Below are 25,560 nucleotides of genomic sequence, written 5' to 3' on the forward strand. Positions count from 1 at the left end.
GTATGTCAGAAGTAATAAGATAAAGGGAAGGGGGAAGTAATAGATTGTTAGCGAGGGAGAGACAGAAACAGATCAAAGAGCTAGTCTTAAGTCGCAAAACCCTTAAGATATCTGAGTTAAGCAAAAAGTTTAAGGTTTCAGATATGACCATCCATAGAGATATAAAAGCAATGGTTGAGTCAGGATTTGTTGTAAAAACATTCGGTGGTATCAGTTTGGCTAATCAAGCTACAAACGTATCGAATCGAAATGAATGTGTGGTTTGTTATAAAAGTATTAATTTTCGACTCTCTTGTCGATTAATTTTAACAGAAAATAGAGTAGAAACCACGTGTTGTATGCATTGTAGCTTCATACGTAACCAAATGCTTGATCATGAGGTTCTTGAGATATTGTGTGACGATTTTTTTACAAGTACAACGATAAGTGCTAGGAACGCTTACTTTGTAATGGATACAACTCTTGATCTAGGTTGTTGCCAACCGCAACTTCTTCCCTTTAACCAAAAAGAACATGCAAAAAGATTTGTAAGAGGGTTTGGCGGTACCGTTGTAACATTTTCGGAAGTGATGGAAATACATTGGGAAAAAAGTAAAGGTTGCTGTTAGTATGAATAAGACTTTGCTAAGAAATATTTTAATAGTAAGTTTGCTATTTTTTATCTTTGCGGTTCCACAAGGAGTTTTTGCTCATGCATTGCTAGAAAAAGCTACTCCTGCTGCAGATAGTCATTTAAAGTCTTCGCCCAAAGAAATTGTTCTTATGTTTAATGAAAGACTTGAAAAAGAACTTTATTCGATAAAGGTGTTTAATGAGGATGGCGATCTAGTTAGCAAAAGTAGAACAGAGATTGGTAAAGATCAAAAATACATAAAACAAAATTTGCCGCCTCTGCCTAACGGGAACTACGCCATATCATATAGTGTATTATCAGCAGATGGTCATCCAGTAAAAGGTTCTTATGTCATTTCAATAGGTGAGGGAACGGTTCTAAAAAGCAAGATGAACCAACTTGATTTAGATAAAGCCGGTAACGAGTCTGCTCTGTATAGCATCTATAATTCTATAGTAAGGGTTCTTTATTATATTGTATTGCTCCTTGCTACTGGTTGGATTATATGGGGGACTTTGAAAAAATCGGACATTCCAGAAATAAGGACCAGTTATCGACAGTGGGCTATCTATTTGCAAATTATGCTTTTGACTACAACCATTGGCATGGGGTTTATGCAATTTATAGAACTGCTAGATAGTTGGACGCCAAGTGAAATTTGGTCCGTATTAACCGGTACGACAATAGGGATATCTTGGTTTCTTTCCATGCTACTATCTCTCTCTGGTTTTATACTATTACTCCGTTTTAACTGGTTGGATAGATTGTGGGTATTAATGATTCTTGCAGTAAAGAGTATGAATGGACATGCCATGGCATTTGATCCACCGATTCGTACAATTTCGATAGATATCATCCATTTACTCGCAGCTGCGATATGGGCAGGGGGGCTATTTTATATTCTTGTTTTTTGGAACAAGCAACGAGAGCGCGTTTTCCGCTTTTTACCAATATTCTCTCAAGTAGCTTTAATAAGTATCCTTGTTCTATTCGTCACAGGAATTGCTTCAACCTTGATCTTTTTACCCCAAGTTCATTATCTGCTCTATACTACATGGGGGATTATGCTTTTAATCAAAGTCGCCTTAGTCTTATTAGTCATTGTAACGGGCGTTATTTTACGATATACCATGAAAAAGGCTCAGGAAAATGCAATTGGAAAATTGTTGAAAATTGATTTCGGCCTGATGATCATCATTTTAATCATAGTAGGGATCTTCACTCACTTAAGTCCAATGCCAGAAAACAAACCACTAGTGTGGCACGAACAAGAAAAGAATATCAAATTCACGACAACGATCACACCAAAGGTACCTGGTACGAATCATTTTATGGTTGAAGCAAGCTCTAATGAAGAGGGTGTAACAATTAAACGGGTTGAGCTATTTTTAAAATACCAAGACAATCCTGATGTCGCTCCGATTCAAGTACCATTTTCGGGGATAAAACAATCAATGGATGTTCAATACATGGTTGATGGCCAATATCTACCGTTTGCTGGGAATTGGCTCGTGGAGACGCGAATATTAGATTCAGAGGATAATGAGCATGTATTCAGTCAGAATTTTATTGTGTACTAAAAGCTAATAAAAAGATTGGAGAAATGTACGATGAAAAAATTATTAACATTCACGATAGTAATGATTGTTGCATTTTCTTTATTTGCCGGTATGGCAAGCGCACATGTTACTGTTCAGCCAATGGAAACTGCACAAGGGCAATATGAAGTGTTTACAGTCCGAGTTCCGTCTGAAAGCGAAGAGTTTCCAACGACTAAAATTGAAGTGAAATTCCCACAAGAGGTAAACATCACTCGTTTCGAGCCAAAAGCAGGCTGGAAATATGAAGTTCAAAAAGATGAATCTGATAAAATTACGAGTGTTACTTGGACAGCAGAAGGAGAAGGCTTATTACCAACTGACTTCGGACAGTTTAATATGCAAGGAAAAGTAGCCGATGACGCGACAGAAATCGTTTGGAAAGCATATCAAACGTATAAAGATGGCAGTGTAGTTGAATGGATTGGAGCGCCGGATGCACAATATCCTGCTTCTGTAACTGTAGTAAATCCGGGTGATGGATCTGGCCATGATCATGGACATGGAGAAGGATCAACGGATGCTACTAATAATGACCATGGAGCTAAAGAACAGGTGTCTGAAGAAACAACAACGTCAAGTTCAAGCAATGCGCCATTATATCTTTCTATTGCCGCTTTAATTGTAGGATTGTTATCATTGGGTCTTTCTTTTAAAAAAAGAAGCTAAAATGAAGAGTGTTTCTTAAGGGTCAGATCTCGCACACTAAATCAGTATGCCGTGTCATACACGTATCTTCTACTGTATTTAGTTGTTGCGGGGTGTGACCCTTTGTATTTAGGACCACCTCTTTTTAATTGACTAGTGCCTAAAATATGTAGGTTCAGTAATTTAGCGTAAATTTCTTGATTCACTTTGAATATATTAGTTTAAACGGGAAATCCTGTAAGTATTAAATAGTGTTTGCGTAAGTTACGAATCATTCAACTTTACATAGGGTAGGGGGGTATGGTATTATTTATTTTGAGGATGGTGAGAATATGGAAACTGAAATGAAGGAACATACTCATTCTAGTAACGATACATGCAGTGAAGACTCTCCCCATGTACGAAAGGGTCATCAATCTGAATTAGTCAAAAAGAATCTATCAACTCGATTAAATCGTATCGAAGGACAAATTCGCGGCATTAAAGGTCTGATTGAGAAAGATACTTATTGTGATGACGTTATCACGCAGATTGCTGCTACTCAAAGCGCGCTTAATAGCGTAGCCAAAATTTTATTAGAAGGCCATCTGAAGAATTGTGTCGTAGACCGACTTAATGAGGGAGATACAGAAGTGATTGATGAAGTATTAGTGACGATTCATAAATTAATGAAAAAATAAAGGAGAATTGAATAGATGGAAAAGGTAACATTAAATGTGAGCGGAATGTCATGCGGGCATTGTGTAAATGCTATTGAGGGCAATGTTGCAAAGCTAGCTGGCGTGAATGAAGTGAAAGTTCACCTAGAGACCGGAAAAGTGGATGTTGCTTTTGATCATGATAAAATAACACTTGAAAAAATTAAGGATACGATAGATGATCAAGGCTATGACGTTGAATAAATAGTTAGGGTGCTTTATAAAGCACTCCCTTTTTTACAAAAAATATACCCCTATAAGGTATATTGGAGAGGTGAAATAAAATGAGCAGTCAAATAAAAGAAACGAGTTTGCAAATTAGTGGCATGACATGTGCAGCATGTGCAACAAGAATTGAAAAAGGCTTAAAAAAAATGGCTGGTGTAGAAGATGCAAATGTAAATTTAGCACTTGAAAAGTCTATAATTACCTATCATCCAGATATGGTAGATGATCAAGATTTTGAAAAGAAAATCCAGGACCTAGGCTATGAGGTTGTCAAAGAGAAAACAGAGTTTGCTATTACAGGAATGACATGCGCAGCATGTGCAACGAGAATTGAAAAAGGACTTAATAAAATGAACGGCGTTTCTATGGCAAATGTAAATTTGGCACTTGAACAGGCAACGGTTGAATATGAACCTTCCCAAGCTTCTCCTGCTGATATTATTCATCAAGTAGAAAAATTGGGATACAAGGCGATTATTAAAGATGAGGAAAAGGACATGATTGATTACCGCCAAAAGGAGATCCAAAAGCAAAAGCGGAAATTTATCATCGCGGCCATTTTATCTTTCCCATTATTGTGGAGCATGGTGGGGCATTTTTCATTCACATCGTTTATTTATATGCCACCAATTCTCATGAATCCATGGCTGCAAATGATATTCGCGACACCCGTCCAATTTATCATTGGTAAACAGTTTTATGTGAGTGCTTATAAAGCATTAAGAAATAAAAGTGCTAACATGGACGTACTCGTCGTAATGGGGACATCTGCTGCTTATTTTTACAGTGTTTATCAAGCGATTATCAACATTGGCGAACATCATGCAGCACAATTGTACTTTGAAACAAGTTCCGTATTGATTACGCTCATTATCTTAGGGAAACTTTTCGAGGCGAGAGCTAAAGGACGTTCCTCTGAAGCGATAAAAAAATTAATGGGTCTGCAAGCAAAAACGGCCCTGGTCCTTAGGGATGGTGTTGAGCTTGAGATTCCACTTGAGGAAGTGGTCGTTCTCGATACGCTTTTGGTGAAGCCGGGAGAAAAAATTCCAGTAGACGGAGAGGTTATTGAAGGAAACGCGGCTGTTGATGAATCCATGTTAACAGGAGAAAGTATTCCTGTAGATAAAAACATTGGAGATGCTCTATTTGGCTCTACTCTTAATAAAAATGGTTTTCTAAAAATGAAAGCCACCAAAATTGGTAAAGACACCGCTCTGTCACAAATTATTAAAGTTGTGGAAGATGCACAAGGCAAAAAAGCACCGATACAACGTCTCGCTGATCAAATCTCAGGCATATTTGTCCCGATTGTTGTTGGAATTGCCCTCGTCACCTTTCTTGTTTGGATAATCTGGGTCAATCCCGGAGCGTTTGCTTCTGCTCTTGAAGCAATGATTGCAGTGCTTGTAATTGCTTGCCCATGTGCTTTAGGGCTTGCAACTCCTACCTCTATCATGGCTGGATCAGGACGTTCGGCAGAGTTTGGGATCTTATTTAAAGGTGGCGAACATCTTGAAACGACTCATCATATTGATACGGTTATTTTAGATAAAACAGGAACAGTCACAAATGGTAATCCAGAGTTAACGGATGTCATCGTAGAACCTTTTGTCAATGAGCAACAATTTCTTTCATTAATTGGAGCAGCTGAAAAACAATCTGAGCATCCACTTGCAGAGTCGATTGTCCGAGGAATTCAAGCAAAAGAGATTCCGCTCGGATCGGTTCAAGAGTTTGAAGCCATTCCAGGTTTCGGTGTAAAAGCTACGGTTGATCAGAAAATGGTACTAATAGGTACGCGCAAACTGATGAAACAAAATAGTGTGAAGTTTTCTAACGCATTATCGATCATGGAAGAGTTGGAAGGACAAGGGAAAACTGCGATGCTCGCTAGTATTGATGGACAACTTGCAGGTGTTATTGCGGTTGCTGACACGATAAAAGCCACTTCTCAAAAAGCGATAAAACGATTAAAAGCGATGAATATTGATGTCATCATGTTAACGGGTGATAACGAAAGAACAGCTGTGGCTATTGGCAGTCAGGTAGGTATTGAACAAGTCATTGCTGAGGTACTTCCTGAAGAAAAAGCGGAAGAGGTGAAGAAACTTCAAGCGGCTGGCAGGAAAGTGGCCATGGTTGGCGATGGAATTAATGATGCCCCTGCTCTTGCTCTTGCTGATATTGGCATGGCAATTGGAACTGGAACGGATATCGCGATGGAAGCTGCGGATATTACGCTTATCCGTGGAGATTTGAACAGCATAGCTGATGCCATCTTAATGAGCAAAAAAACGATGAGAAATATTAAACAAAACTTGTTCTGGGCATTTGCTTATAACATATTAGGCATTCCGATTGCAGCTATTGGTCTGCTGGCCCCATGGTTAGCAGGTGCTGCGATGGCCTTTAGTTCAGTATCGGTCGTATTAAACGCACTTCGTTTACAGAGAGTAAAGCTTTAATGTTAGTGAGTGGAATTGAATTTAATTGTCAAATTTGAAAAGAGCAGATACCAAGCTGAATGTTGGTATCTGCTCTTTGTGTGAAGGACATGGGGTCTTCACGTACTTAATCATATAGCCAATCAACTTACAGGTATATTTATTTTATCGAGAACGCATCCAAAATTCCGGCTTCGCACCGCCACCATTGTGAATAGGTGGGTGTAGCGTGATCTTTCATGGCAAATGGTGGCGTTATAAAGCCATACAGGTTTTGCATGATAGGCGGTTATGGGTCTAGAACTGCAGTCCGTATCCTGTTAAAATTAAACGGAATACTGATTACTGAGAGGAGTTTGTACGATGTTTAAAAAAATTGCATCGGATGCATTAGGTTTATCAGATATCGGAACAATTATTCACCCTTCGGATTATGATAAAACAGATGCTGACGATTATATCATGCATGAAGATGATGAAAAGATCTATTTTTTAATCAAGACAAAAATGGATGAGTACTGTTTTACGAATTTGGCGATCGTTCATGTGGATGGAGAAAGTGCTATTTCCTCTAAAAGAACACTAAAACGATATCCGTATTCTCAATACATCATATCTGATGTGTTCCTAGAAACGGCAGGAAAAATTGATTTAGATGTTGAGATTAAATTTAAAGTGGGGAAAGAACAATTTGATATTGATGTGAAAAAAGATCAAATTGAACAATTAAAAGATTTATATAAGTCACTTTTGCGTATTTCTGAAATCACTCATGAAAATAAGATCTACATTGATATGGCATCGCAGAGCTTAGATAAAGCAGTCAGTATTCTACAAAATTCAAGAACAGATGATAATAAACTAGCAGATACATACAGAGACTTAACAGACTTCGGTTTTACGTGGTTAACTTCAGTTCGTGAGCAGTACCATACGAAAGACTTTGGTGAAATTTACGAAAAATATATTAACAACTAAATGCCGAATTACAAAATTATCGACCTCAGAAGCCTAGCTTCGGGGTCTTATTCGTTTGCTCACTAATAATAATGGTGGGTTTATTAACTTATACGGGTAAAAGGTTCGTTTTGTATGTAGGACATGGGGGCGACTTCGCGACTTACTCATATAGCCTATCTATTTTTCAGATACAATCCGTATCGCCACCATTGTGATTAGGCGAGTGTAGCGTGCTTAATGAAATATCCATCATAGTAGGTGGTGGCGTTTTAACGCTATATTAGTTTTCTATGAAACTTGGCGCTTGTGCATCGTGCACATGACATTTGTCATATAGGCTACTTGACGTTTATGTCTATCATTACATGCTACTATATTCTACTATAAATATATAAGAAGTGGGTGGGTCAAGCAAAGGGGTAGCCCCCACAATTTCTAAATACAGTGTATGAAACCACTACACACTGATTTAGAGCGCGAGGGCAGACCCTTTATGGGACACTTCACTAACCGATATTTGTAGGGGGACGTCATGAGTAAACAAAAGACTGCTGAACTAAGAAAAAATGTAGCTCCATTTGAGAAGTCAGATATGATGAGAAGCGTAAAACAGCTTTTTAATACATTCCCGCCGTTTTTTTTACTTTGGTTTGCGGCTTATCAAAGCTTAGCGGTATCTTATTGGTTAACACTTGTGTTTGCCATCATAGCTTCCGGGTTTGTAGTTAGGATCTTTATTATTTTCCATGATTGTACCCACGGATCGTTTTTTAAGAGTAAAAAAGCAAATACAATCCTCGGAACGATTAGCGGAATTATCACGATGTTTCCATACGAACAATGGAAAAGAAGCCATTCCATTCACCATGCTACAAGTGGTAACTTGGACAAGCGTGGAATAGGTGATGTTTGGGTTATGACCGTAGAAGAATATGTTGCCGCTTCTTCCTGGGGCCGTTTGCAGTACAGACTTTATCGAAATCCAATCGTCATGTTTGGACTAGGTCCGATTTACCTATTTCTCGTATCTAATCGCTTTAATCGAAAAGATGCAAGACGCAAAGAGCGTTTGAATATGTACGTAACGAATGGTTCAATTTTAGCGATTTATGCACTTTTATGCTGGGCAATCGGTTGGCAGGCCTTTCTTCTGGTACAAGCTCCGGTGCTCTTCGTTTCAGGCTCGCTAGGGATTTGGTTATTCTATGTACAGCATCAATTTGAAGATTCTTATTTTGAAAGTGAATCTGAGTGGGATTATGTGAAAGCGGCAGTTGATGGAAGTTCTTATTATAAATTACCGAAAATCTTGCAATGGGTAACAGGTAATATTGGATTCCATCATGTTCATCACTTAGCTCCAAGAGTTCCGAACTATAACTTAGAAGAGGCACATGAATCGACACCGCCATTGCAAAAGGCAACGACGATTACATTGGGGACAAGTTTAAAGTCACTTCGTTTTAGACTGTTCGATCAAAAGAATAAAGCGTTCGTTAGCTTTAAAGAAATCAAGCATTTGCTTGATACGACTAAAATAAGACCAGACCAGCAAAGCTTGCAAGAAAAATAAGATCCGCTCAAAACATCCATGAGCGCCTGCTCTAAAATCCAACGATGAAAAAGTTCAGGTTCTATAAATAATATCACTTTATAAAGGTGGCGATGCGGAGCTGATTTTGTGAAGCCTCGCCCCTTTTCCACAGAAAAAACCATTCCGTATGCCAAAGAATGGTTTTTTGTTAATTTAGTAGTATATACTAGAATTAAATGCCAGGTAGGAGGTCACTATGAAGAATTGGTATCATATTTTTCCAAAAAGTACTGGTCTTAGCCCGTATATTTGGATCATATGTTGTATCCTTCCTTTTTATTTTATTTTTAAATCTTCATCATTACTAGTTATCATTTTTGGGATTATCATGATTATCCTGTTTTTTGCTTCCTATCGGTTCGCATTTTTGTTAAAAGGATGGCCAGTGTACGTCTTTGTCGCTATTCAAATCGTTATAAGTGTGGCAATGACTGCACTATATGGGTATATTTATTTTTCATTATTTCTATCCTTTTTCATTGGCAATGTAAAAAGTAAAGCTGGATTTATCACACTATATATCATTCATATTGTTTCAACCATTGCCGCTGTTAGTTTAGGGTTTATTTTTCAAAAGCAAATCTTCGTATCGCAGTTTCCCTTTATCCTGATTAGTGTGATTGGTGTCATCCTGCTCCCGGTTAGTACTTATAGCAGGAACAATCTTGAAGAGCTAGAAGAGAAATTAGAAGATGCAAACAAACGAATTTCTGAGTTGGTGAAAATCGAAGAGCGTCAGCGAATTGCTCGTGATTTGCACGATACGTTGGGACAGAAACTTTCCCTTATTGGTTTAAAAAGCGATCTTGCTAGCAGGTTAATGGAGATTAATCCTGAGTCTGCCAAAAATGAAATCAATGATATTCGTCAGACGGCTCGAACGGCACTGAATGAAGTGCGAGAATTGGTTTCCGAAATGCGAGGAACAAAGCTTGAAGATGAAGTTCTGAGGATCAAGCAAATTTTAAAAGCAGCTCAAATGAACTTTAGTATGGAAGGGGATACGAATCTAACCAATACCCCATTGTTAGTAGAGAACGTGTTAAGCATGTGTTTGAAGGAAGCTGTAAATAATGTTGTCAAGCATAGCAAAGCAACTTGGTGCAAATTGTCTATTGAGAAACTGCGCACAGAGCTGCTTATAAAAGTACAAGATGATGGGGTTGGCATTCAGAAAACCGAGTATTTTCATGGCAATGGACTAAAAGGGATGAGGGAAAGATTGGAATTCGTGAATGGCAGCTTAGAAATCCAATCTTCTGAGGGCACGACACTTTATATTCGCGTACCGTACGGAATTAAGAAGGCAGAACAGGAGGGGATGGTATGATACGAATCGTTATTGCAGAGGACCAGCGCATGTTACTTGGCGCATTAGGATCTCTACTTGATTTGGAGGAAGATATGGAAGTGGTTGGAAAAGCGAGCAATGGTGAAGAGGCACTGGCACTTGTTCATCGGCTTCAACCTGATATTTGCATTATGGATATTGAGATGCCTGTGAAAAGCGGGTTAGATGTAGCCGAAGAATTAAAGGGGCACTCTTGCAGAATCATCATTCTTACAACGTTTGCCCGAACTGGTTATTTCGAACGTGCGCGAAAGGCAGGAGTTGGCGGCTATTTATTAAAGGATAGTCCTAGTGAAGACTTAGCAAGTTCGATTCGGATTATTATGGATGGGCGTCGTATCTATGCACCAGAGCTTGTTGATATGGCCTTCGAAGAGGAAAATCCATTAACCGATCGGGAGAAGCAAGTGCTTAGTCTAGTTGCAGATGGGAAAAATACGAAAGAAATTGCCAATGAATTGTTTATAACAACGGGCACAGTTCGCAACTATATTTCCGTCATTCTGGATAAATTAGATGTAAGTAACCGGATTGAGGCAATTTCTCGATTTAAGGAAAAAGGCTGGTTTAAATAAGTTACGAAGAGCTTCTGGACTGTACAAGGCTTTTTAACAAGCGCTCAAAACGGCTTCCCATTCGGGCAAGTCTTTTTGTTTTTTAGCTCTAAAACATAATAGACCAAGATCTTTTCATAGGCTATACTTAGGGTGGTAATTATCTGATTTTTTTAACTTTGATAAATGGAATTAAATATATGGATGTGCTATGTATTGTTATAGCTTAAATAGGGAGCGATCATAATGATTTTAGAAGCGGCTTTTTTACAAGTTAAACAAGGACTAGAGGATGAATACGAAGAAACTTTTCATAAAGCTTCCAAGATTATTTCTTCGATGGATGGCTACGTTACTCACAGTTTGCAGCGTTGCCTGGAGGTAGAAGGGAAATATTTGTCCCGCATTAACGGGCAGTAAGATCCCCCACCTCAAGGCTAAGAGGAAACGAAGAAGCGCAAGGTGGGGGACAACTGCCCGTAAAAGCCCGATTGGTGAGATAAAGTGAAACTTACCTTTGTGATCTTCAAAGGTTTAGTTGAACCAATCGGGTTCGTAGTATCGCTTTATCTACGCGATAGCGGAGATATTAGCGATACTAGAACGGGACTAACAATCAGTGGGGGATGAAGAAAACCCCCACTGATTGAAGTTTCACTTTATTGTTAGTGACTTGGAAAAGTTTGGAGGATCATACTATAGGCTTTAGGGAATCCGCAGAATATCAGAAGTGGAAGAAGCTTTTGCATCATTATTATGATCCATTTCCTATTGTCGAGCATTTTGAAAAAGTCAGTCTCTAATTGTAGGAAGTAGGAATATATCGGACATTAGATTTCTTTCTAATGGAGCGAATAAGTTATGATATTATTTATGCAAGATTGAAAGGGGAAAAATTATGCAAAAAGCAACATTTGCAGGCGGCTGTTTTTGGTGTATGGTAACACCGTTTGAAGAATTACCTGGCATTGGAGGAATTGTTTCTGGCTATTCTGGTGGACACATTAAAAATCCTACATATGAGCAAGTAAAAACAGGTACAACCGGTCATTATGAAGTGGTTGAAATTACTTACGATCCAGAGCTTTTTCCTTATGAGCGTTTGTTGGAGTTGTTTTGGCAGCAAATTGATCCAACAGATCCAGATGGTCAGTTCCAAGATCGTGGCAGTCAATATCGAGCGGCAATCTTTTATCATGACGAAAAGCAATTGGAATTGGCTCAAAAGTCAAAAGAAGACATGGCGAGCAGTGGCAAATTTAAGAAGCCAATTGTAACGGAAATCCTTCCGGCGCGAACTTTTTATGAGGCGGAGGAATATCATCAAGACTTTCATAAAAAAAATCCGAAGCATTATAAGGAAGACCGGAAACAATCTGGACGAGATGAGTTTATTGACCAACATTGGAGTGACAAATAATAATTGAATCGAGAACTCCTCATTAGGGTCTGACCTCGCACGCTAAAACAGTATGTAGTGTTTCATACACTTAGCTTACACTAATTTAGTTGTTGCGGGGTCTGACCCTTTTCTCTATAGGTTACCCATGTTGAGACTAAAAAAATGTAATATTAATGGGCGCTTCGTGTGATAATACCCCTAATAGATGAAAAGTAAAGGTGTAAAATCAGCTACCTATTTTCTCTAGAGTTACTAACTTGGTTTGACCTCTACAATGAATGGTTAATCAGTGGATCAAACGAAAAGGGCGTACAAATATGACAAAACCGAGCAAAGGGACAAGATCAGGCAAGCATAGAAGAAAGAAAAAGAAGAAGGTTTTTTTATCGTTTCTTCTATTGATTGTTCTTATAGGAATTGTGGGAGCAGGCTATTTATTTGTTGAATATAAGATGGCATTGCAGAAATCGCGAGCAGATATTGATCAAAATCTAAAGTCTGATATTGAATTCAAAGGTGTGGAAGATGAACTAGGTAGGGTTAATATCCTGCTGCTTGGAGTAGATACAAGGGGGACAGAAAAGTCCCGCACAGATACGATTATGATTGCTCAATATAATCCAGAAACGAAAAAATCAAAGTTAGTATCACTTATGCGGGATATCTATGTAGATATTCCTGGACATCGAAAAAATAAACTGAATGCAGCATATGCATTTGGAGAAACCGAATTATTAAGAAAGACGATTAAGGAAAACTTTGATGTAGATCTACAATATTACGCTATTATCGATTTCAAGGGATTTGCTAAAACGATTGATGTAGCCTTCCCTAAAGGAGTTGAAATCGATGTGGAACAGAAAATGTCAAAAGGAATAGGCATGACTCTTCAGCCAGGTATTCAACAATTAAACGGAGAACAATTACTTGGATATGTCAGATGGCGCGGTGGTCCGGATAGTGACTTTGGCCGTGTCAATCGACAACAAAAGGTCATGCAAATACTGGCTGATAAACTAGCTAGCGTTCAAGGTGTGTTAAAGCTACCAAGAATGGTTGGAACGATTCAGCCGTACATCTTAACGAATCTTAGTTACGCCAATCTATTAGGAATGGGCACTTCGTTTTTAACAGATAGCAATCAAGATATTCAAAAGCTGACGATACCCATTGATGGTACAGCAAGAGATGCTAGGCATTCAGTAGGTTTAGTTCTGGAAATCGATATGGAAAAGAATAAAAAAGCCTTAAAAGCATTTTTAAATGAGTAATACGTTAAAGGATGATGAATAAGGATAACTCCCCAGTCATTAAACTGGGGAGTTATCTTATTCGTGATCCTTTTTTGTGAAACCAAGCTATAAAGATATCGATTGAACCCTTTCCTAAAGTCTGGGTAATAATAATTAAAATAATTTGAAAATTTAGTTATAATTACAGTATACAAATTAATATAGCAAAGGAGATTAGAAAAAAATGACGAGTATGACGAGTATGAGCAGAGAGAGCAAAGGATACTTTGGAGAATTTGGAGGAAGTTTCATTCCTGAAGATTTACAACAAGTTATGAATGGTATTGAGGAACAATTTTTACACTATAAGGATGATCCAGAATTTCAAAAAGAATATGAGTTTTATTTAAAAGAATATGTCGGCCGGGAAAATCCATTAACCCATGCAGAAAATTTGTCCAAACAAATCGGTGGCGCCAAAATTTATTTAAAACGTGAAGATTTAAACCATACGGGTGCTCATAAAATTAATAATGTGATTGGTCAAATTTTATTAGCAAAAAAGATGGGTGCCAAAAGGATTATTGCTGAAACAGGAGCAGGGCAGCATGGAGTGGCTACGGCTACTGCTTGTGCGATGTTTGGTATGGAATGCGTAATCTATATGGGGAAAGTCGATACGGAAAGACAAGCACTAAATGTTTTTAGAATGGAATTGTTAGGGGCAAAAGTCGTATCAGTCGAAAAAGGCAGAGGGAGACTGAAAGAAGCGGTAGATGAAGCGTTACAGGATTTAATTCAAAATTATAAAAACACTTTTTATCTGATCGGTTCAGCTGTTGGACCACATCCTTACCCGACAATGGTTAAACACTTCCAAGCTATTATTAGTAAAGAATCTAAATCTCAGATTTTGGAAAAAGAAGGGAAACTCCCTACTGCCGTTGTTGCATGTACGGGTGGTGGCAGTAATGCGATCGGTGCATTTGCCCACTATTTGGATGAACCAAATGTTCGTTTAATTGGAGTGGAACCAAAAGAAGCCCCAACTTTATCAGAAGGTGTTCCAGCTGTTCTTCACGGTTTTAAAAGTTATACATTGTTAGATGAAGAAGGAAACCCCAAACCAACATTTTCGATTGCAGCTGGATTAGATTATCAGGGGATCGGACCTGAACATAGTTATTTGAAAGAAAATGGCAGAGCAGAATACGTGACAGCTAGTGGTGAGGAAGCATTAGAAGCTTTCCAAACCTTATCAAAGCTAGAGGGGATTATTCCAGCTTTAGAAAGCTCACATGCAATAGCGTATGCCATAAGATTAGCAAAAGAATTATCAAAAGATGATATTTTGATTGTGAATCTATCTGGACGTGGGGATAAAGATGTGGAGCAAGTGTTCCAGATGATTAAAGAGAAATAATCCATTTAAAATATGGAACTGGTGCCGTCCCAAAAGGGTCTGACCATGCACGATATACATGGTTCATAGTGGTCTTATGCTAAATCTGAACTGTAAGTCGTGGTTGTGTGGTCTGACCCTAACATTATAGGATATACGCCCTCTATAACTTACTTATGAAGATACTTCCTTTGATAATGACTTAGTGCAAGTAGCGGGAAAATATAGCGGTAGCTGTGGTAATGCATATACACATAACCTGGTAAGCCTTGGCCTACCGGATAGTCGTTTGTCCAGTTTGATCTTTGCCCTTCATGTATAAGATAAGCGATACCTTTGTCAATAGCAGGTGTTGGTGTAGGAGAAATGGAGATTAGTGCATCAACGGCCCAAGCAGTTTGGGTCAAATTGCTTGCTCCTAAGGCATTATACTTCTTGCGCAGATCGCTTATGCAGGATTCTCCCCACCCACCATCTTCGTTTTGAATGCTCATTAGCCATTTCGCTGCCTTTTGAATGGCGGGGTGATTGCTCACTTCGCCCACAGCCCGAAGGCCCGTTAATGCTGCCCAAGTTCCGTAAATATAACAAATTCCCCACCTACCATACCATGATCCGTTTTTTTCCTGAGTTTGAAGTAGCCATTTTACAGCTCTTCTTGTAGCGCCGGTGTTTTTTTTTCTATTTGAAAAATTGCCGATGAATTCTAGTGTTCTTCCGGTAAGATCAGGAGTGGAGGGATCGATGAGTATATATTCAGCATTTTCAATCGGCAATAACTGCAACCATTTACTATCTACGTTTTTTTCAAAAGCGGGAAACCCACCATCATCATTCTGTGTCGATAGTACATATGACAACCCACGATTATAGGCTTTTTTTACAGATGGCTCTAAAGAAGTGGTTGGATATATTGCTCTTAGTGCAGCTGTTGTGTCATCGATATCCGGGTTGATCGTGTTGCCATCCGTAAAACCCCAGCCACCGGGAAGCGTTTGGGGGTTATGTAGACGCCAATCCCCGTATTTAACATGTTGACGGGCGAGCAAATATTGATCTGCTTTTTGGATCGATGGGTCATCTATCTCTAATCCAGCTTCTTGAAGGGCGTAAGTAATGAGTGCTGTATTCCAAATTTCAGGCCTTGTGAATTGAATATGTAGCTGTCCATCAATCGAAGTCGACATGGCTCTTAATCCTTCGACAGCTTTTAGAATGATGGGATCTTTCTTTGAATGACCTTGTGAGAGTAAAGCAAAAATCATAAAAAAAGTAGCGCTAAAAAAATTGTAAAGGGTCCCGTCTTGTTCCGTGCGTTCAAGCATATACTTTTTAATTCCGCTGACAGCCATTTTATGCAGGAGAGAAGGAAGACCAATAAGATTTTTGACACCAGAGCAAATCGTAGTAACAAAGGCCCGACCTTCATCAGATCTGAAATCATGCCATGGGTCCTCCGAACGGGAAGATAGCAAGTCTTTCAAATGAGGAACTGATGTGATGTTTACTTGAAATTTATGATCAGAGCACAGTAGAATCGGCAGAAAATTTGACCTAGCATATACTGATAAATCATACATACTGATAGGGAAGGATGGGGGCAACAATACAGCCTCGATGGGAATTGGGAAAATAAGCGGCCATTTCAATTGCCCAGTAAGTGTCAGCATAATTTTGGTTATCCAGTTTGCTTCACTCAACCCTCCTTTAGCAGTAATGAATTGTTGGGCTTTTTTCATATGCTCATCTTTTTCCTGATGTAGTCCAGATAAAAGTAAAGCATAATAGGCTTCTATCGTCAGTGAGACATTTCCGTCTTGTTCATCTTGGAATAACTTCCACGCCCCATTATTCCCTTGGCGGCTTATGATTCTTTCTGTTAAAGATCGAATGAAAGCTTCATCCTGAATGTCGAGTGTTTTTAATAAGATAATCATAAATGCGTCAGGTGTAATGCCAATTTCAAATGGATAATGCCAGGAGCCATCTGGTTGCTGATCTAACCGTAGCTGCATAATCAGCCGGTCAATTTCAGTTTTTACATATTGAACCATTACATTCCCCCCTTTAAAAACTGCACGAATACCACTATTCAACGATATGACTAGGAAGCACTTGTTATGAAAAAACTTATATTTACTAAATGATAAAAAGGTAATGTGATTAGTCAGAAGGCAATAATGGTTAGTAAAAAGGTTAAAATGGCGAGTTATAAGGAGTTAAAGGAAAGGAGTTCAAAGCGAAAAAGCTAAGATCCTAATATCGGTGGGTGCTACTCTCTTCTTTTCATAATAAAAAAGAGCAGATGTGAGAAGAACCCAGGCATTTGCTCTATTACATATGATTCGAACGGGCAGCCAAACATGAAGCATGGCTTAGAGGAATCGAAGAAGCGTAGGTGGGGGATGAAGAAAACCCCCACTGATTGGAGTTTCATCCTATTTGGATTGTACTCAAGTTTTTCCTATTATAATACGTTCCGAATCATCATTTGAACTAATGCTTCACTTTATTTCTTCTTTCAGCAGAGCCAATAAATCACCAGAATCATTCGCTGTAACTATCGTACCATTCAGTTTCGCGTAAGCAGACTGCTTGCACAATTTACATTCGCTTAAACATTCATACTCTTTGTAGGAAACGCGGGGATTTTTTAGAAAGTCACCATACTTTTCTGCTTGTTTTTCGTCTAGAAACCGATCTAAGTTTGTTTGGCAGAATTCAAGGTTGATTTTTGGTTTTTTCGTAAATAAATTACTGATAAATGCCAACATAAAATCTCTTCCTTTTATTTTTGCTTTTCCTGGGAACGAATATTGTAGCTTTATCCCATATTAACGGGGGAAGCCCCCACTTAATGAAGTTTTCCTTTATTATATCACCCTAATTCTTAACGTGATACTTGAATGCTTTCCTAATTCTTCTCAAAAAGGCAAAAAGTTAAAAATTCACACTGTTTTGGGTTAATATAATAAGTGGAATAAAAAATATGACTAAATGAGAATAGAAAAAATAGAAGATGGGGGATCATCATGAAATTATTAGGAATTTCAGGGGCATTAATCGGTACAAAAACGGCTGTTGCCGTAAATGAAGTATTAACGCAAGCGAGTCAACATCCACATATAGAGACTGAGCTTCTTGATTTAAAAGACTATAAAGTGGAGTTTGTCGATGGTAGATCTTTCGATGCATACAATGAAGATACACGAACAGTAATTAATAAAATTTTACAAGCTGATTTTTTTGTCATTGCGACTCCTGTCTATCAGTCTTCTTTAACAGGCGCTTTAAAAAATCTGTTTGACCATTTGCCAACAACCGTTTTTGAAGGAAAGGTTGTCGGTTATGTTTCTACTGCAGGCTCTAATATGCATATGCTTGTTGCAGAAAATCATTTGCGACCGATACTTTCATATTTTAAGGCGCATGTTGCTACGAGAAATGTCTTTGTGAGCAATGAATGCTTCAATAAAGAAAATGTAATTGAGAACGATGATGTGAAACACAGATTGGCTGACCTAGCTGAAGAATTAGTAGTGCTCCATACTAAACTTAACGGTTAATAATCGTTAAGTTTAGTATAGGAAATAGCTAATGAATCAGCAATTTAGAACACCCAATTGAAATAATTGCTAACATATCCATAAAACTGGTTGACACTCGGTCAGATAATGATAGAATGATACTGTAACATTCTAATTGATAATGAATATCATTATTACAAACTTATCTCTATTAAGGCTGTCTTATAAGCAAAGGGTCAGACCACGCAACAACAAAATACAGATAATGATAAGTTTATAAGAGACTACATACTGATTTTAGAGCGCGAGGTCAGACCCATAAAGGACAACCGTATTTACTTCGAGACAAATTAAACAGACCAGGGAAAAGTAGGACGAAATATGAAGCTACGATATTTACTAGTATTATTGATTGTTTTATCTTTTACTTCCTTGTTCATTGGTGTAAAGGATATTAGCCCGATTGATTTATTAAATCTTGGAGATGACCAAGTACAAATTATGTTGCAAAGCAGATTACCACGGCTAGTTAGTATTATTGTCGCTGGAATTAGTATGAGTGTGACGGGTTTAATCATGCAGCAGCTGAGTAGAAACAAATTTGTTTCGCCAACCACTGCTGGAACGATGGACTCTGCTCGACTTGGCCTGATGGTTGCAATGATTATTTTTAGTTCAGCTAGTCTATTCGAAAAGATGCTTGTCGCGTTCGCATTTGCTTTAGCTGGAACCTTTATATTTATGAAGATTTTAGAAAAGGTCAAGTATAAAGATGCCATCTTCATTCCGTTAGTAGGATTAATGTTTGGAAATATAGTAGGCTCTGTTACGACTTTCTTTGCCTACGAATATGATTTGCTTCAAAGCTTGAATACATGGTTAAATGGAGACTTTTCAATGATCATGTCAGGTAGATATGAATTGATTTACATAAGTATTCCATTAATGGTGGTAGCTTATTTGTTTGCTAATAAGTTTACGCTAGCTGGGATGGGAGAAGATTTCGCGATCAATCTTGGGCTCAATTACAAGCTGATTGTGAACATCGGTCTTGTTATTGTAGCTTTAGCAGCAACTTCCGTTCTTCTAACAGTCGGTACGATTCCATTTCTAGGTTTAATTATTCCGAATATTGTTTCTATCTATTTAGGCGATAACTTGAAAAAAAGCCTTTCTCATACAGCAGCATTAGGCGCAGTATTTTTGCTTTTCTGCGACATATTGGGCCGACTGATTATCTATCCATTTGAAATTCCAATTGGCCTTGTAGTAGGGGTAATTGGCAGTGTGATATTTATTTATCTTCTAATGAGGAGAAAGGCATATGAATAATAAGTTTAAAATAATTATGCTCGCAGTAATTGCTACGTTACTGACGGCATTATTCCTTTTTTATAAACTAGGTCCTAACATCGCTTATGTTCTGCCACTTAGGACAGTGAAGGTATTGGCCATCATAATAACCGGAAGTGCTATTGCTTTTTCAACAGTCATTTTCCAAACCGTTACAAATAATAAGATACTAACACCAAGTATATTAGGCCTGGACAGCATGTATATGCTCGTTCAGACAGGCGTTATATTTGTACTAGGTTCGACAAATATTGCGATTCTGAATAAAAACTTTAACTTTTTGCTATCTGTCGCTTTCATGCTTTTGTTTGCCAGTATTTTGTTTAGATTTATGTTTAAAAATGAAAAAGGCCGAAATATCTACTTCCTATTACTAATAGGTATGATTTTCGGAACGCTATTCTCAAGCTTGTCTTCTTTCATGCAAGTATTGATAGATCCAAACGAATACCAAATTGTTCAAAACAAGATGTTCGCAAGCTTTAACAATATAAAAACTGATTTGCTTCTACTAGCAGCGATTTTAATGCTTATTACAACGCTTTATTTCCTACGGTTTGCAAAATATTTAGATGTGATGTCACTTGGGAGAGCACAGGCAATAAATTTAGGAGTCGATTATGATTTCGTAATGAAACGGATATTATTAGTAGTTGCGATTTTGACTTCCATATCGACTGCACTTGTTGGTCCAATCACGTTTTTAGGGTTATTGGTAGCGAATGTCGCGTATCAATTTATAAAATCATATAAGCATAAACATCTGATCCCTGCAGCCATGCTAATCAGTATTATTGCATTAGTTGGAGGTCAAATGTTGGTAGAAAGAGTCTTTACTTTTTCAACAACATTAAGTGTCATCATTAACTTTATCGGTGGCGTATATTTCATCTATCTTCTATTAAAGGAGAATAAAACATGGTAACGGTTAAAAAATTATTTAAAAAATATAATAATAAATCGGTTGTCGAAGATGTTTCAATTGAAATTGCCAAAGGGAAGATTACTTCGTTTATCGGTCCGAATGGTGCTGGGAAAAGTACAGTACTAGCTATGATTAGCCGATTGATTGCTAAGGATGAAGGAGAAATTCTAATAGAAGGTCAAGAACTCAGTAAATGGAAGAGCAATGAGCTTGCGAAGAAAATCTCGATTCTTAAACAGGCGAACCATATTAATATTCGCCTGACAATTAAGGAACTTGTCGCTTTTGGTCGATTTCCCTATTCACAAGGGAAATTGACGAAAGAGGACTGGAGATTTGTTGATGAAGCAATCGCGTACATGGAATTGACGGATATGCAAGACAAATTCCTAGACCAATTAAGCGGCGGCCAGCAGCAAAGGGCTTATATTGCTATGGTCATTGCCCAAGATACTGAATATATTCTTTTAGATGAGCCACTTAATAATTTAGATATGAAGCATTCTGTGCAAATTATGAAAGTGTTAAGAAGATTGGCAGATGAAATGGGAAAAACGATTGTCATCGTCATCCATGATATTAATTTTGCTTCAGTCTACTCAGATAATATTGTTGCTTTAAAAGATGGTAAAGTTGTGCAACATGGACCAGCCCATCAAGTCATTGATACAGACGTATTAAAAGGTATTTATGATATGGATATCATGATCCAGAACGTCAATGAAAATAAAATTTGTATGTATTACGCTTGAAGTTTCCATTTGGTTATTCATCATTTCAACGAACAAAAAGGAAATCAGGCATCGTTGCAACGGTTATTTGATTTACCATCATATAGCGTTAAGATAACGATGGGGCCCCATCAATCAATCTTGTCGAAGTTTTGGGTAAATTCAATAAACATGCAGTGAATTGTTGGTTTTTGTTGCTGAAGTGATTTGAAATAATAATAAAATTTTTCGGGGTGAAGAAATGAAGAAAATATATGTAGCACTATTGATCTCCATGTTAGCTATTTTTATGGTAGCATGCGGTTCAGATAAACAGGAAAAAAGTAATGCGAATGCGAAAGAAGAAGTTAAGAAAGAAGAAGTTCAATCAGAAAGTAAAGAGATCACGGTTAAGCATCTTCTTGGAGAAACAACTGTGCCAACCCTTCCTGAAAAAGTTGCAGTATTCGACATGGGTTCACTTGATACTCTAGATAAGTTAGGTGTTGAAAGTGTTGTTGCAGTTCCACATCAAGGACTTCCTAACTATTTAAATAAATATGAAGGAACTACAGAAAATGCTGGTGGATTGAAAGAACCGGATTTTGAAAAATTAGCAGAAGTTGCTCCAGACTTAATTATTATCTCAGGTCGTCAATCAGAGTCATATGAAGAATTGTCAAAAATTGCACCGACTATTTATATGGGTGTAGATACAAACAAATACATGGAATCATTTGAACAAAACGTTACAACACTCGGTGAAATCTTCGGCAAAGAAGACGAGGCCGCTAAAGAATTAGTAAATGTTGAAAAGAGCATTGACGAACTTAAAACAACTGTGAATCCTGAAAAAACTGGTCTTATCGTTCTTTCTAACGGTGGAAAAGTAAGTGCATATGGACCAAACTCACGTTTTGGAATTATTCATGATGTGTTTGGTGTTAAGGCAGTGGACGATCAATTAGAAGTTTCAACCCATGGACAAAGCATTAGCTTCGAATACATTGTAGAAAAAAATCCTGACTACTTATTTGTAGTCGATCGTGATGCAGTTGCCGGAGATGGTGCTGCTGCTAAAACAACGATAGAAAACGATTTAGTAAAAGGAACAAAAGCTTTCAAAGAAGGTAATATCGTCTATTTAGACCCAGCATACTGGTACCTATCAGGTGGTGGACTTGAATCGGTTCAGGAAATGGTTAATGAAATTTCCGAAGGGCTAAAATAATATTCTAAAAACAAAAACTAAGGATGTCTTAAAAGGGTCGACCTTGTAGGCTACATACAGGATTGCGTAATTGTATTTATACGCACCTTATCCTGTATGTAGTATTGCAGGTTTGGCCCTTTGCTTTTAAGGCCGACTTAGTTTTTTTATTTTGGGTATGAATTGAGTTTTCTTAGTGCTTAGAATTTGTTTGTCTATCTCCTGAGCTGTCAACCTCAAACATTCCGATGGTGAGATGCCTCATGCTTGTCGAAACTGCACAAATTATGCTGACTAACTTCGACAAAGCCAGTTGTAATATCGGATCCTTGTCGAAGTGATTAATAGAGGCCTGAGGTTTGTTTCTGTAATTTAGTGGAAAAAACAAGACGGTTATGATATAATGAAAGGATCAGCTTAAAGAATAATTGTGGATCCAACATTCCAAGTGATGGAAGTTTACCCTCTTTCTTTTAGAACATTGTAAAGGGAGTGTAAAGGTTTTTGAATCACTATGGAATAAGGAGTGACTTGAATTTGCCTTTATACTTGGGAAATATGGAAATGAAAAAAAGTGATATTTAATGGAAAGTCATGTGAAAGTCCGTTATAGTAATGGTTATGGTGTTGGCGATAAATAATAAGCTGTTATTATTTTTGAACAGAGTTCATATGATAATGAGTATTAAGCACCTTACAATGGATTTGCTTAATTGTTACAATTTCTTTACAATAGGCATCCGTGGTAATAAATGGATAATCACAGAGCTTATCTTGACTTATTGTTCGAAAATGATAGTATGTATTCTATGCTCAAAAGCAAATGATTTAACAGGACAAATAATCAGGATTTACTTCATAGTTCAAGGCTCAGATTACTAGATTAATAGAGGTGAAACATGAATAATTTTCTTAAAAAAAGTCGAAGTATTTTACAAACTAGGCTTCTTAGTTTCTTCATAATAGCAGTAGTACTATTTTGGATTAAAACATATATAGGCTATCAGGTAGAATTTAATTTAGGAATAGATAACAAACTTCAATCATTCTTGTTATTCATTAACCCGATTAGTTCAGCCGTTCTATTTTTTGGGATCGCATTGTTGGCAAAGGGGAAAAAAACATATAAATGGGTGATTCGGTTAAATTTCATTTTATCTGCCATTTTGTTCTCGAACATCGTTTATTATCGTTCTTTTACTGACTTCATTACTTTACCAACACTTACTCAAGCGTCAAACTTTGGAGACTTAGGTCCAAGTGTGTTAGCGTTATTCAAACCGTATGATATTTTGTATTTCTTGGATACAATCATATTAATTGCTTTGTATTATTCTAAAGCAATTAAGCCGAGTGAAATGAAAATAAAACGCCGTACGGTTGCTATGGTTTTCCTTGCTGGGATTGCTATTTTCTCGGTAAACCTTGCTTTAGCGGAAAAAGACCGTCCGCAACTACTCACAAGAACATTTGACCGTAACTATATTGTTAAATATTTAGGTATGTATAATTACATGGTATATGATGCTGTACAGAATACGAAAACATATGCACAGCGAGCAACGGCAAACAGTACTGACATCGCTGAAATTGTTAATTTTACAAAAGCGATGTATGCTGAACCAAATCCGGAATATTTCGGTGCTGAAAAAGGCAAGAATGTGATCTATCTCCATTTGGAATCGATGCAGAATTTCCTTATTGATTACAAGCTTAATGGAGAAGAAGTTACACCATTCTTAAACTCATTAGCGCATAGCACAGACTTCATGTACTTTGATAATTTCTTCCATCAGGTTGGTCAAGGTAAAACATCTGATGCAGAGTTTATGCTTGAGAACTCATTATACGGCTTGCCACAAGGTTCAGCATTTACGACACATGATCAAAATACGTATCAAGCTGCACCAGCTATTTTAGGGGAAAAAGGATATACGTCTGCTGTTTTTCATGGTAACTATAAGACATTCTGGAACCGCGATAAGATTTATAAAGCGCTTGGGTTTAATCGTTTTTACGATGCAAGCTATTACGATATGAATGTAGAAGATACAATGAGCTATGGCTTGATGGATAAGCCTTTCTATCAAGAATCAATCCCGATGCTTGATAAATTGCCACAGCCATTTTATTCGAAGTTTATCACAGTGTCTCACCATTTTCCGTATTCGATAAATCAAGACTTAACAACGATTGGACCTCATACAACAGGTGATAAATCAGTTGATAATTACTTCCAAACAGCCAGATATGCGGATGAAGCACTTAAGGAGTTCTTTACCTATTTAAAGGAATCCGGTTTATATGATAATTCCGTAATCGTCATGTACGGTGACCATTATGGAATCTCAGAAAACCATATGAGAGCTATGTCCAAAGTACTTGGAACTGAAGTTGGGGAATTCGAAAACGCACAATTACAACGTGTACCTTTATTGATTCATGCACCAGGTGTCAAGGGTGGAGTCAACCATACGTATGGAGGCCAAATTGATCTAATGCCTACTCTTATGCACTTATTAGGTGTTGATACGAAAGAGTTTGTTCAATTTGGGACAGATTTATTGTCTAAAGACCATCACGAATTGGTTCCATTCCGAAATGGAGATTTTGTTACACCAACTATCACTTCAATTAAAGGGAAATACTATGATACCAATACAGGGGAATTAATCGAAGAAACAGAAGAAATTGATGCAACAAAACAGCTTGCGCAAAAATTACTTCAGTACTCCGATAAGGTTGTGAATGGAGATTTATTGCGTTTCTATACGCCTAAGGGTTTTACACCAATTAAACCTTCTGACTATAATTATAATAACGAAGAAAGTAAAGAAGCTCCGGTGGATAATACGGTGGAAGCACCTACTCAAGAACCATCTGGAGAATAAGGGAACAGGCAGGAAGATGATTCTTCTTGCCTGTTTTTTTGTCTATGCAGATGATTTTACTGCAAAATAAACGAAAATTTGGTTTCGACGCGTAAATTTAATAAGAAGGTCGATGTAGGTAACAAGACCAGTGTTTTACATGGAAGTATTTGTTTCAGGTTATTTATTTCGTTTATTACATATTTCATCTTCTCTTACAAACACTAAATTTGTAATA

General features: G+C 37.6%; 22 protein-coding genes and 1 pseudogene. 21 read left to right on the forward strand and 2 right to left on the reverse strand.

Features of this window, described 5'->3' with window-relative positions; translation table 11 throughout:
• Positions 1-44 precede the first annotated feature (44 nt).
• The 15 genes and pseudogenes from HNP81_RS10335 (at position 45) to trpB (ending at position 14,748) form a co-directional block, all read left to right on the forward strand.
• On the forward strand, positions 45-608 hold the full coding sequence (locus HNP81_RS10335; protein WP_182502577.1) for a DeoR family transcriptional regulator: 564 nt from the start codon (positions 45-47) through the stop codon (positions 606-608).
• Between the two features lies 1 nt (position 609).
• Positions 610-2,193: a copper resistance CopC/CopD family protein gene (locus HNP81_RS10340; protein WP_182502578.1), complete on the forward strand. Its 1,584-nt coding sequence runs from the start codon at positions 610-612 to the stop codon at positions 2,191-2,193.
• 30 nt (positions 2,194-2,223) lie between these two features.
• On the forward strand, positions 2,224-2,880 hold the full coding sequence (locus HNP81_RS10345; protein ID WP_182502579.1) for a YcnI family copper-binding membrane protein: 657 nt from the start codon (positions 2,224-2,226) through the stop codon (positions 2,878-2,880).
• A gap of 323 nt (positions 2,881-3,203) precedes the next feature.
• Positions 3,204-3,539 (forward strand): metal-sensitive transcriptional regulator, encoded by a 336-nt coding sequence (locus HNP81_RS10350; RefSeq protein WP_051405122.1) that lies wholly within the window; start codon positions 3,204-3,206, stop codon positions 3,537-3,539.
• Positions 3,540-3,554: 15 nt separating this feature from the next.
• Entirely contained in the window at positions 3,555-3,761 is a 207-nt protein-coding gene (gene copZ / locus HNP81_RS10355; RefSeq protein ID WP_182502580.1) for a copper chaperone CopZ, read from the forward strand.
• A gap of 80 nt (positions 3,762-3,841) precedes the next feature.
• A complete protein-coding gene (locus HNP81_RS10360; RefSeq protein WP_182502581.1) occupies positions 3,842-6,253 on the forward strand; it encodes a heavy metal translocating P-type ATPase in 2,412 nt (803 codons plus the stop codon).
• Between the two features lie 342 nt (positions 6,254-6,595).
• The gene (locus HNP81_RS10365) at positions 6,596-7,210 is read left to right on the forward strand and encodes a PH domain-containing protein (RefSeq protein WP_028393654.1); all 615 of its coding nucleotides are present in this window, start codon (positions 6,596-6,598) and stop codon (positions 7,208-7,210) included.
• Between the two features lie 514 nt (positions 7,211-7,724).
• Entirely contained in the window at positions 7,725-8,765 is a 1,041-nt protein-coding gene (gene desA / locus HNP81_RS10370) for a Delta(5) desaturase DesA (protein WP_182502582.1), read from the forward strand.
• Positions 8,766-8,982: 217 nt separating this feature from the next.
• Positions 8,983-10,116, forward strand: a complete 1,134-nt coding sequence (locus HNP81_RS10375; protein ID WP_182502583.1) for a sensor histidine kinase — start codon at positions 8,983-8,985, stop codon at positions 10,114-10,116.
• A complete protein-coding gene (locus HNP81_RS10380) occupies positions 10,113-10,712 on the forward strand; it encodes a response regulator transcription factor (protein WP_182502584.1) in 600 nt (199 codons plus the stop codon). Before HNP81_RS10375 ends, HNP81_RS10380 begins: the two co-directional genes overlap by 4 nt.
• Before the next feature lie 225 nt (positions 10,713-10,937).
• Positions 10,938-11,111: an antibiotic biosynthesis monooxygenase family protein gene (locus HNP81_RS10385; RefSeq protein WP_376766735.1), complete on the forward strand. Its 174-nt coding sequence runs from the start codon at positions 10,938-10,940 to the stop codon at positions 11,109-11,111.
• Positions 11,112-11,350: 239 nt separating this feature from the next.
• A pseudogene (locus tag HNP81_RS23825) lies at positions 11,351-11,494 on the forward strand (ABM domain-containing protein); the annotation flags it as partial.
• A 95-nt stretch (positions 11,495-11,589) separates the two neighbouring features.
• Positions 11,590-12,111 carry a peptide-methionine (S)-S-oxide reductase MsrA gene (gene msrA, locus HNP81_RS10390; RefSeq protein ID WP_028393659.1) on the forward strand — a complete coding sequence of 174 codons (522 nt, stop codon included), beginning with the start codon at positions 11,590-11,592 and terminating at the stop codon, positions 12,109-12,111.
• Between the two features lie 299 nt (positions 12,112-12,410).
• Positions 12,411-13,364, forward strand: coding sequence for an LCP family protein (locus HNP81_RS10395; RefSeq protein WP_182502585.1), 954 nt, complete (start codon positions 12,411-12,413; stop codon positions 13,362-13,364).
• Positions 13,365-13,578: 214 nt separating this feature from the next.
• Positions 13,579-14,748: a tryptophan synthase subunit beta gene (gene trpB / locus HNP81_RS10400; RefSeq protein ID WP_182502652.1), complete on the forward strand. Its 1,170-nt coding sequence runs from the start codon at positions 13,579-13,581 to the stop codon at positions 14,746-14,748.
• Between the two features lie 149 nt (positions 14,749-14,897).
• On the opposite strand, the gene shc is transcribed toward trpB, so the two are convergent.
• Together shc and HNP81_RS10410 are read right to left on the reverse strand one after the other, a co-directional pair.
• Complete coding sequence (shc, locus tag HNP81_RS10405; RefSeq protein WP_182502586.1) at positions 14,898-16,781, reverse strand: squalene--hopene cyclase; 1,884 nt, start codon at positions 16,779-16,781, stop codon at positions 14,898-14,900.
• Positions 16,782-17,231: 450 nt separating this feature from the next.
• On the reverse strand, positions 17,232-17,501 hold the full coding sequence (locus tag HNP81_RS10410; protein WP_182502587.1) for a DUF1450 domain-containing protein: 270 nt from the start codon (positions 17,499-17,501) through the stop codon (positions 17,232-17,234).
• 258 nt (positions 17,502-17,759) lie between these two features.
• On the opposite strand from HNP81_RS10410, the gene HNP81_RS10415 reads away from it, so the two are divergent.
• From HNP81_RS10415 to ltaS, 6 genes are all read left to right on the forward strand, one after another.
• Positions 17,760-18,293 (forward strand): NADPH-dependent FMN reductase, encoded by a 534-nt coding sequence (locus HNP81_RS10415; protein ID WP_182502588.1) that lies wholly within the window; start codon positions 17,760-17,762, stop codon positions 18,291-18,293.
• A gap of 342 nt (positions 18,294-18,635) precedes the next feature.
• Positions 18,636-19,586: an ABC transporter permease gene (locus tag HNP81_RS10420; RefSeq protein WP_028393665.1), complete on the forward strand. Its 951-nt coding sequence runs from the start codon at positions 18,636-18,638 to the stop codon at positions 19,584-19,586.
• Positions 19,579-20,532 carry an iron chelate uptake ABC transporter family permease subunit gene (locus HNP81_RS10425; protein WP_182502589.1) on the forward strand — a complete coding sequence of 318 codons (954 nt, stop codon included), beginning with the start codon at positions 19,579-19,581 and terminating at the stop codon, positions 20,530-20,532. Before HNP81_RS10420 ends, HNP81_RS10425 begins: the two co-directional genes overlap by 8 nt.
• Complete coding sequence (locus tag HNP81_RS10430) at positions 20,526-21,284, forward strand: iron ABC transporter ATP-binding protein (RefSeq protein ID WP_028393667.1); 759 nt, start codon at positions 20,526-20,528, stop codon at positions 21,282-21,284. Before HNP81_RS10425 ends, HNP81_RS10430 begins: the two co-directional genes overlap by 7 nt.
• Before the next feature lie 220 nt (positions 21,285-21,504).
• Positions 21,505-22,473, forward strand: coding sequence for a siderophore ABC transporter substrate-binding protein (locus HNP81_RS10435; protein WP_028393668.1), 969 nt, complete (start codon positions 21,505-21,507; stop codon positions 22,471-22,473).
• An 878-nt stretch (positions 22,474-23,351) separates the two neighbouring features.
• On the forward strand, positions 23,352-25,343 hold the full coding sequence (gene ltaS, locus HNP81_RS10440; RefSeq protein ID WP_028393669.1) for a lipoteichoic acid synthase: 1,992 nt from the start codon (positions 23,352-23,354) through the stop codon (positions 25,341-25,343).
• Positions 25,344-25,560 lie beyond the last annotated feature (217 nt).

The organism is Peribacillus huizhouensis (genome assembly GCF_014138605.1).
GTDB classification, from domain to species: Bacteria; Bacillota; Bacilli; order Bacillales; family DSM-1321; genus Peribacillus; species Peribacillus huizhouensis.

Excerpts from the sequence above, each read along its gene's own strand:
- trpB (WP_182502652.1), top strand. The coding sequence starts at position 13,579 with ATGACGAGTATGAGCAGAGAGAGCAAAGGATACTTTGGAGAATTTGGA.
- shc (WP_182502586.1), bottom strand. The coding sequence starts at position 16,781 with ATGGTTCAATATGTAAAAACTGAAATTGACCGGCTGATTATGCAGCTA.
- copZ (WP_182502580.1), top strand. The coding sequence starts at position 3,555 with ATGGAAAAGGTAACATTAAATGTGAGCGGAATGTCATGCGGGCATTGT.
- HNP81_RS10365 (WP_028393654.1), top strand. The coding sequence starts at position 6,596 with ATGTTTAAAAAAATTGCATCGGATGCATTAGGTTTATCAGATATCGGA.
- HNP81_RS10345 (WP_182502579.1), top strand. The coding sequence starts at position 2,224 with ATGAAAAAATTATTAACATTCACGATAGTAATGATTGTTGCATTTTCT.
- HNP81_RS10375 (WP_182502583.1), top strand. The coding sequence starts at position 8,983 with ATGAAGAATTGGTATCATATTTTTCCAAAAAGTACTGGTCTTAGCCCG.
- HNP81_RS10430 (WP_028393667.1), top strand. The coding sequence starts at position 20,526 with ATGGTAACGGTTAAAAAATTATTTAAAAAATATAATAATAAATCGGTT.
- ltaS (WP_028393669.1), top strand. The coding sequence starts at position 23,352 with ATGAATAATTTTCTTAAAAAAAGTCGAAGTATTTTACAAACTAGGCTT.
- msrA (WP_028393659.1), top strand. The coding sequence starts at position 11,590 with ATGCAAAAAGCAACATTTGCAGGCGGCTGTTTTTGGTGTATGGTAACA.
- HNP81_RS10410 (WP_182502587.1), bottom strand. The coding sequence starts at position 17,501 with ATGTTGGCATTTATCAGTAATTTATTTACGAAAAAACCAAAAATCAAC.
- HNP81_RS10420 (WP_028393665.1), top strand. The coding sequence starts at position 18,636 with ATGAAGCTACGATATTTACTAGTATTATTGATTGTTTTATCTTTTACT.
- HNP81_RS10385 (WP_376766735.1), top strand. The coding sequence starts at position 10,938 with ATGATTTTAGAAGCGGCTTTTTTACAAGTTAAACAAGGACTAGAGGAT.
- desA (WP_182502582.1), top strand. The coding sequence starts at position 7,725 with ATGAGTAAACAAAAGACTGCTGAACTAAGAAAAAATGTAGCTCCATTT.
- HNP81_RS10415 (WP_182502588.1), top strand. The coding sequence starts at position 17,760 with ATGAAATTATTAGGAATTTCAGGGGCATTAATCGGTACAAAAACGGCT.
- HNP81_RS10340 (WP_182502578.1), top strand. The coding sequence starts at position 610 with ATGAATAAGACTTTGCTAAGAAATATTTTAATAGTAAGTTTGCTATTT.
- HNP81_RS10360 (WP_182502581.1), top strand. The coding sequence starts at position 3,842 with ATGAGCAGTCAAATAAAAGAAACGAGTTTGCAAATTAGTGGCATGACA.
- HNP81_RS10435 (WP_028393668.1), top strand. The coding sequence starts at position 21,505 with ATGAAGAAAATATATGTAGCACTATTGATCTCCATGTTAGCTATTTTT.
- HNP81_RS10395 (WP_182502585.1), top strand. The coding sequence starts at position 12,411 with ATGACAAAACCGAGCAAAGGGACAAGATCAGGCAAGCATAGAAGAAAG.
- HNP81_RS10350 (WP_051405122.1), top strand. The coding sequence starts at position 3,204 with ATGAAGGAACATACTCATTCTAGTAACGATACATGCAGTGAAGACTCT.
- HNP81_RS10425 (WP_182502589.1), top strand. The coding sequence starts at position 19,579 with ATGAATAATAAGTTTAAAATAATTATGCTCGCAGTAATTGCTACGTTA.
- HNP81_RS10380 (WP_182502584.1), top strand. The coding sequence starts at position 10,113 with ATGATACGAATCGTTATTGCAGAGGACCAGCGCATGTTACTTGGCGCA.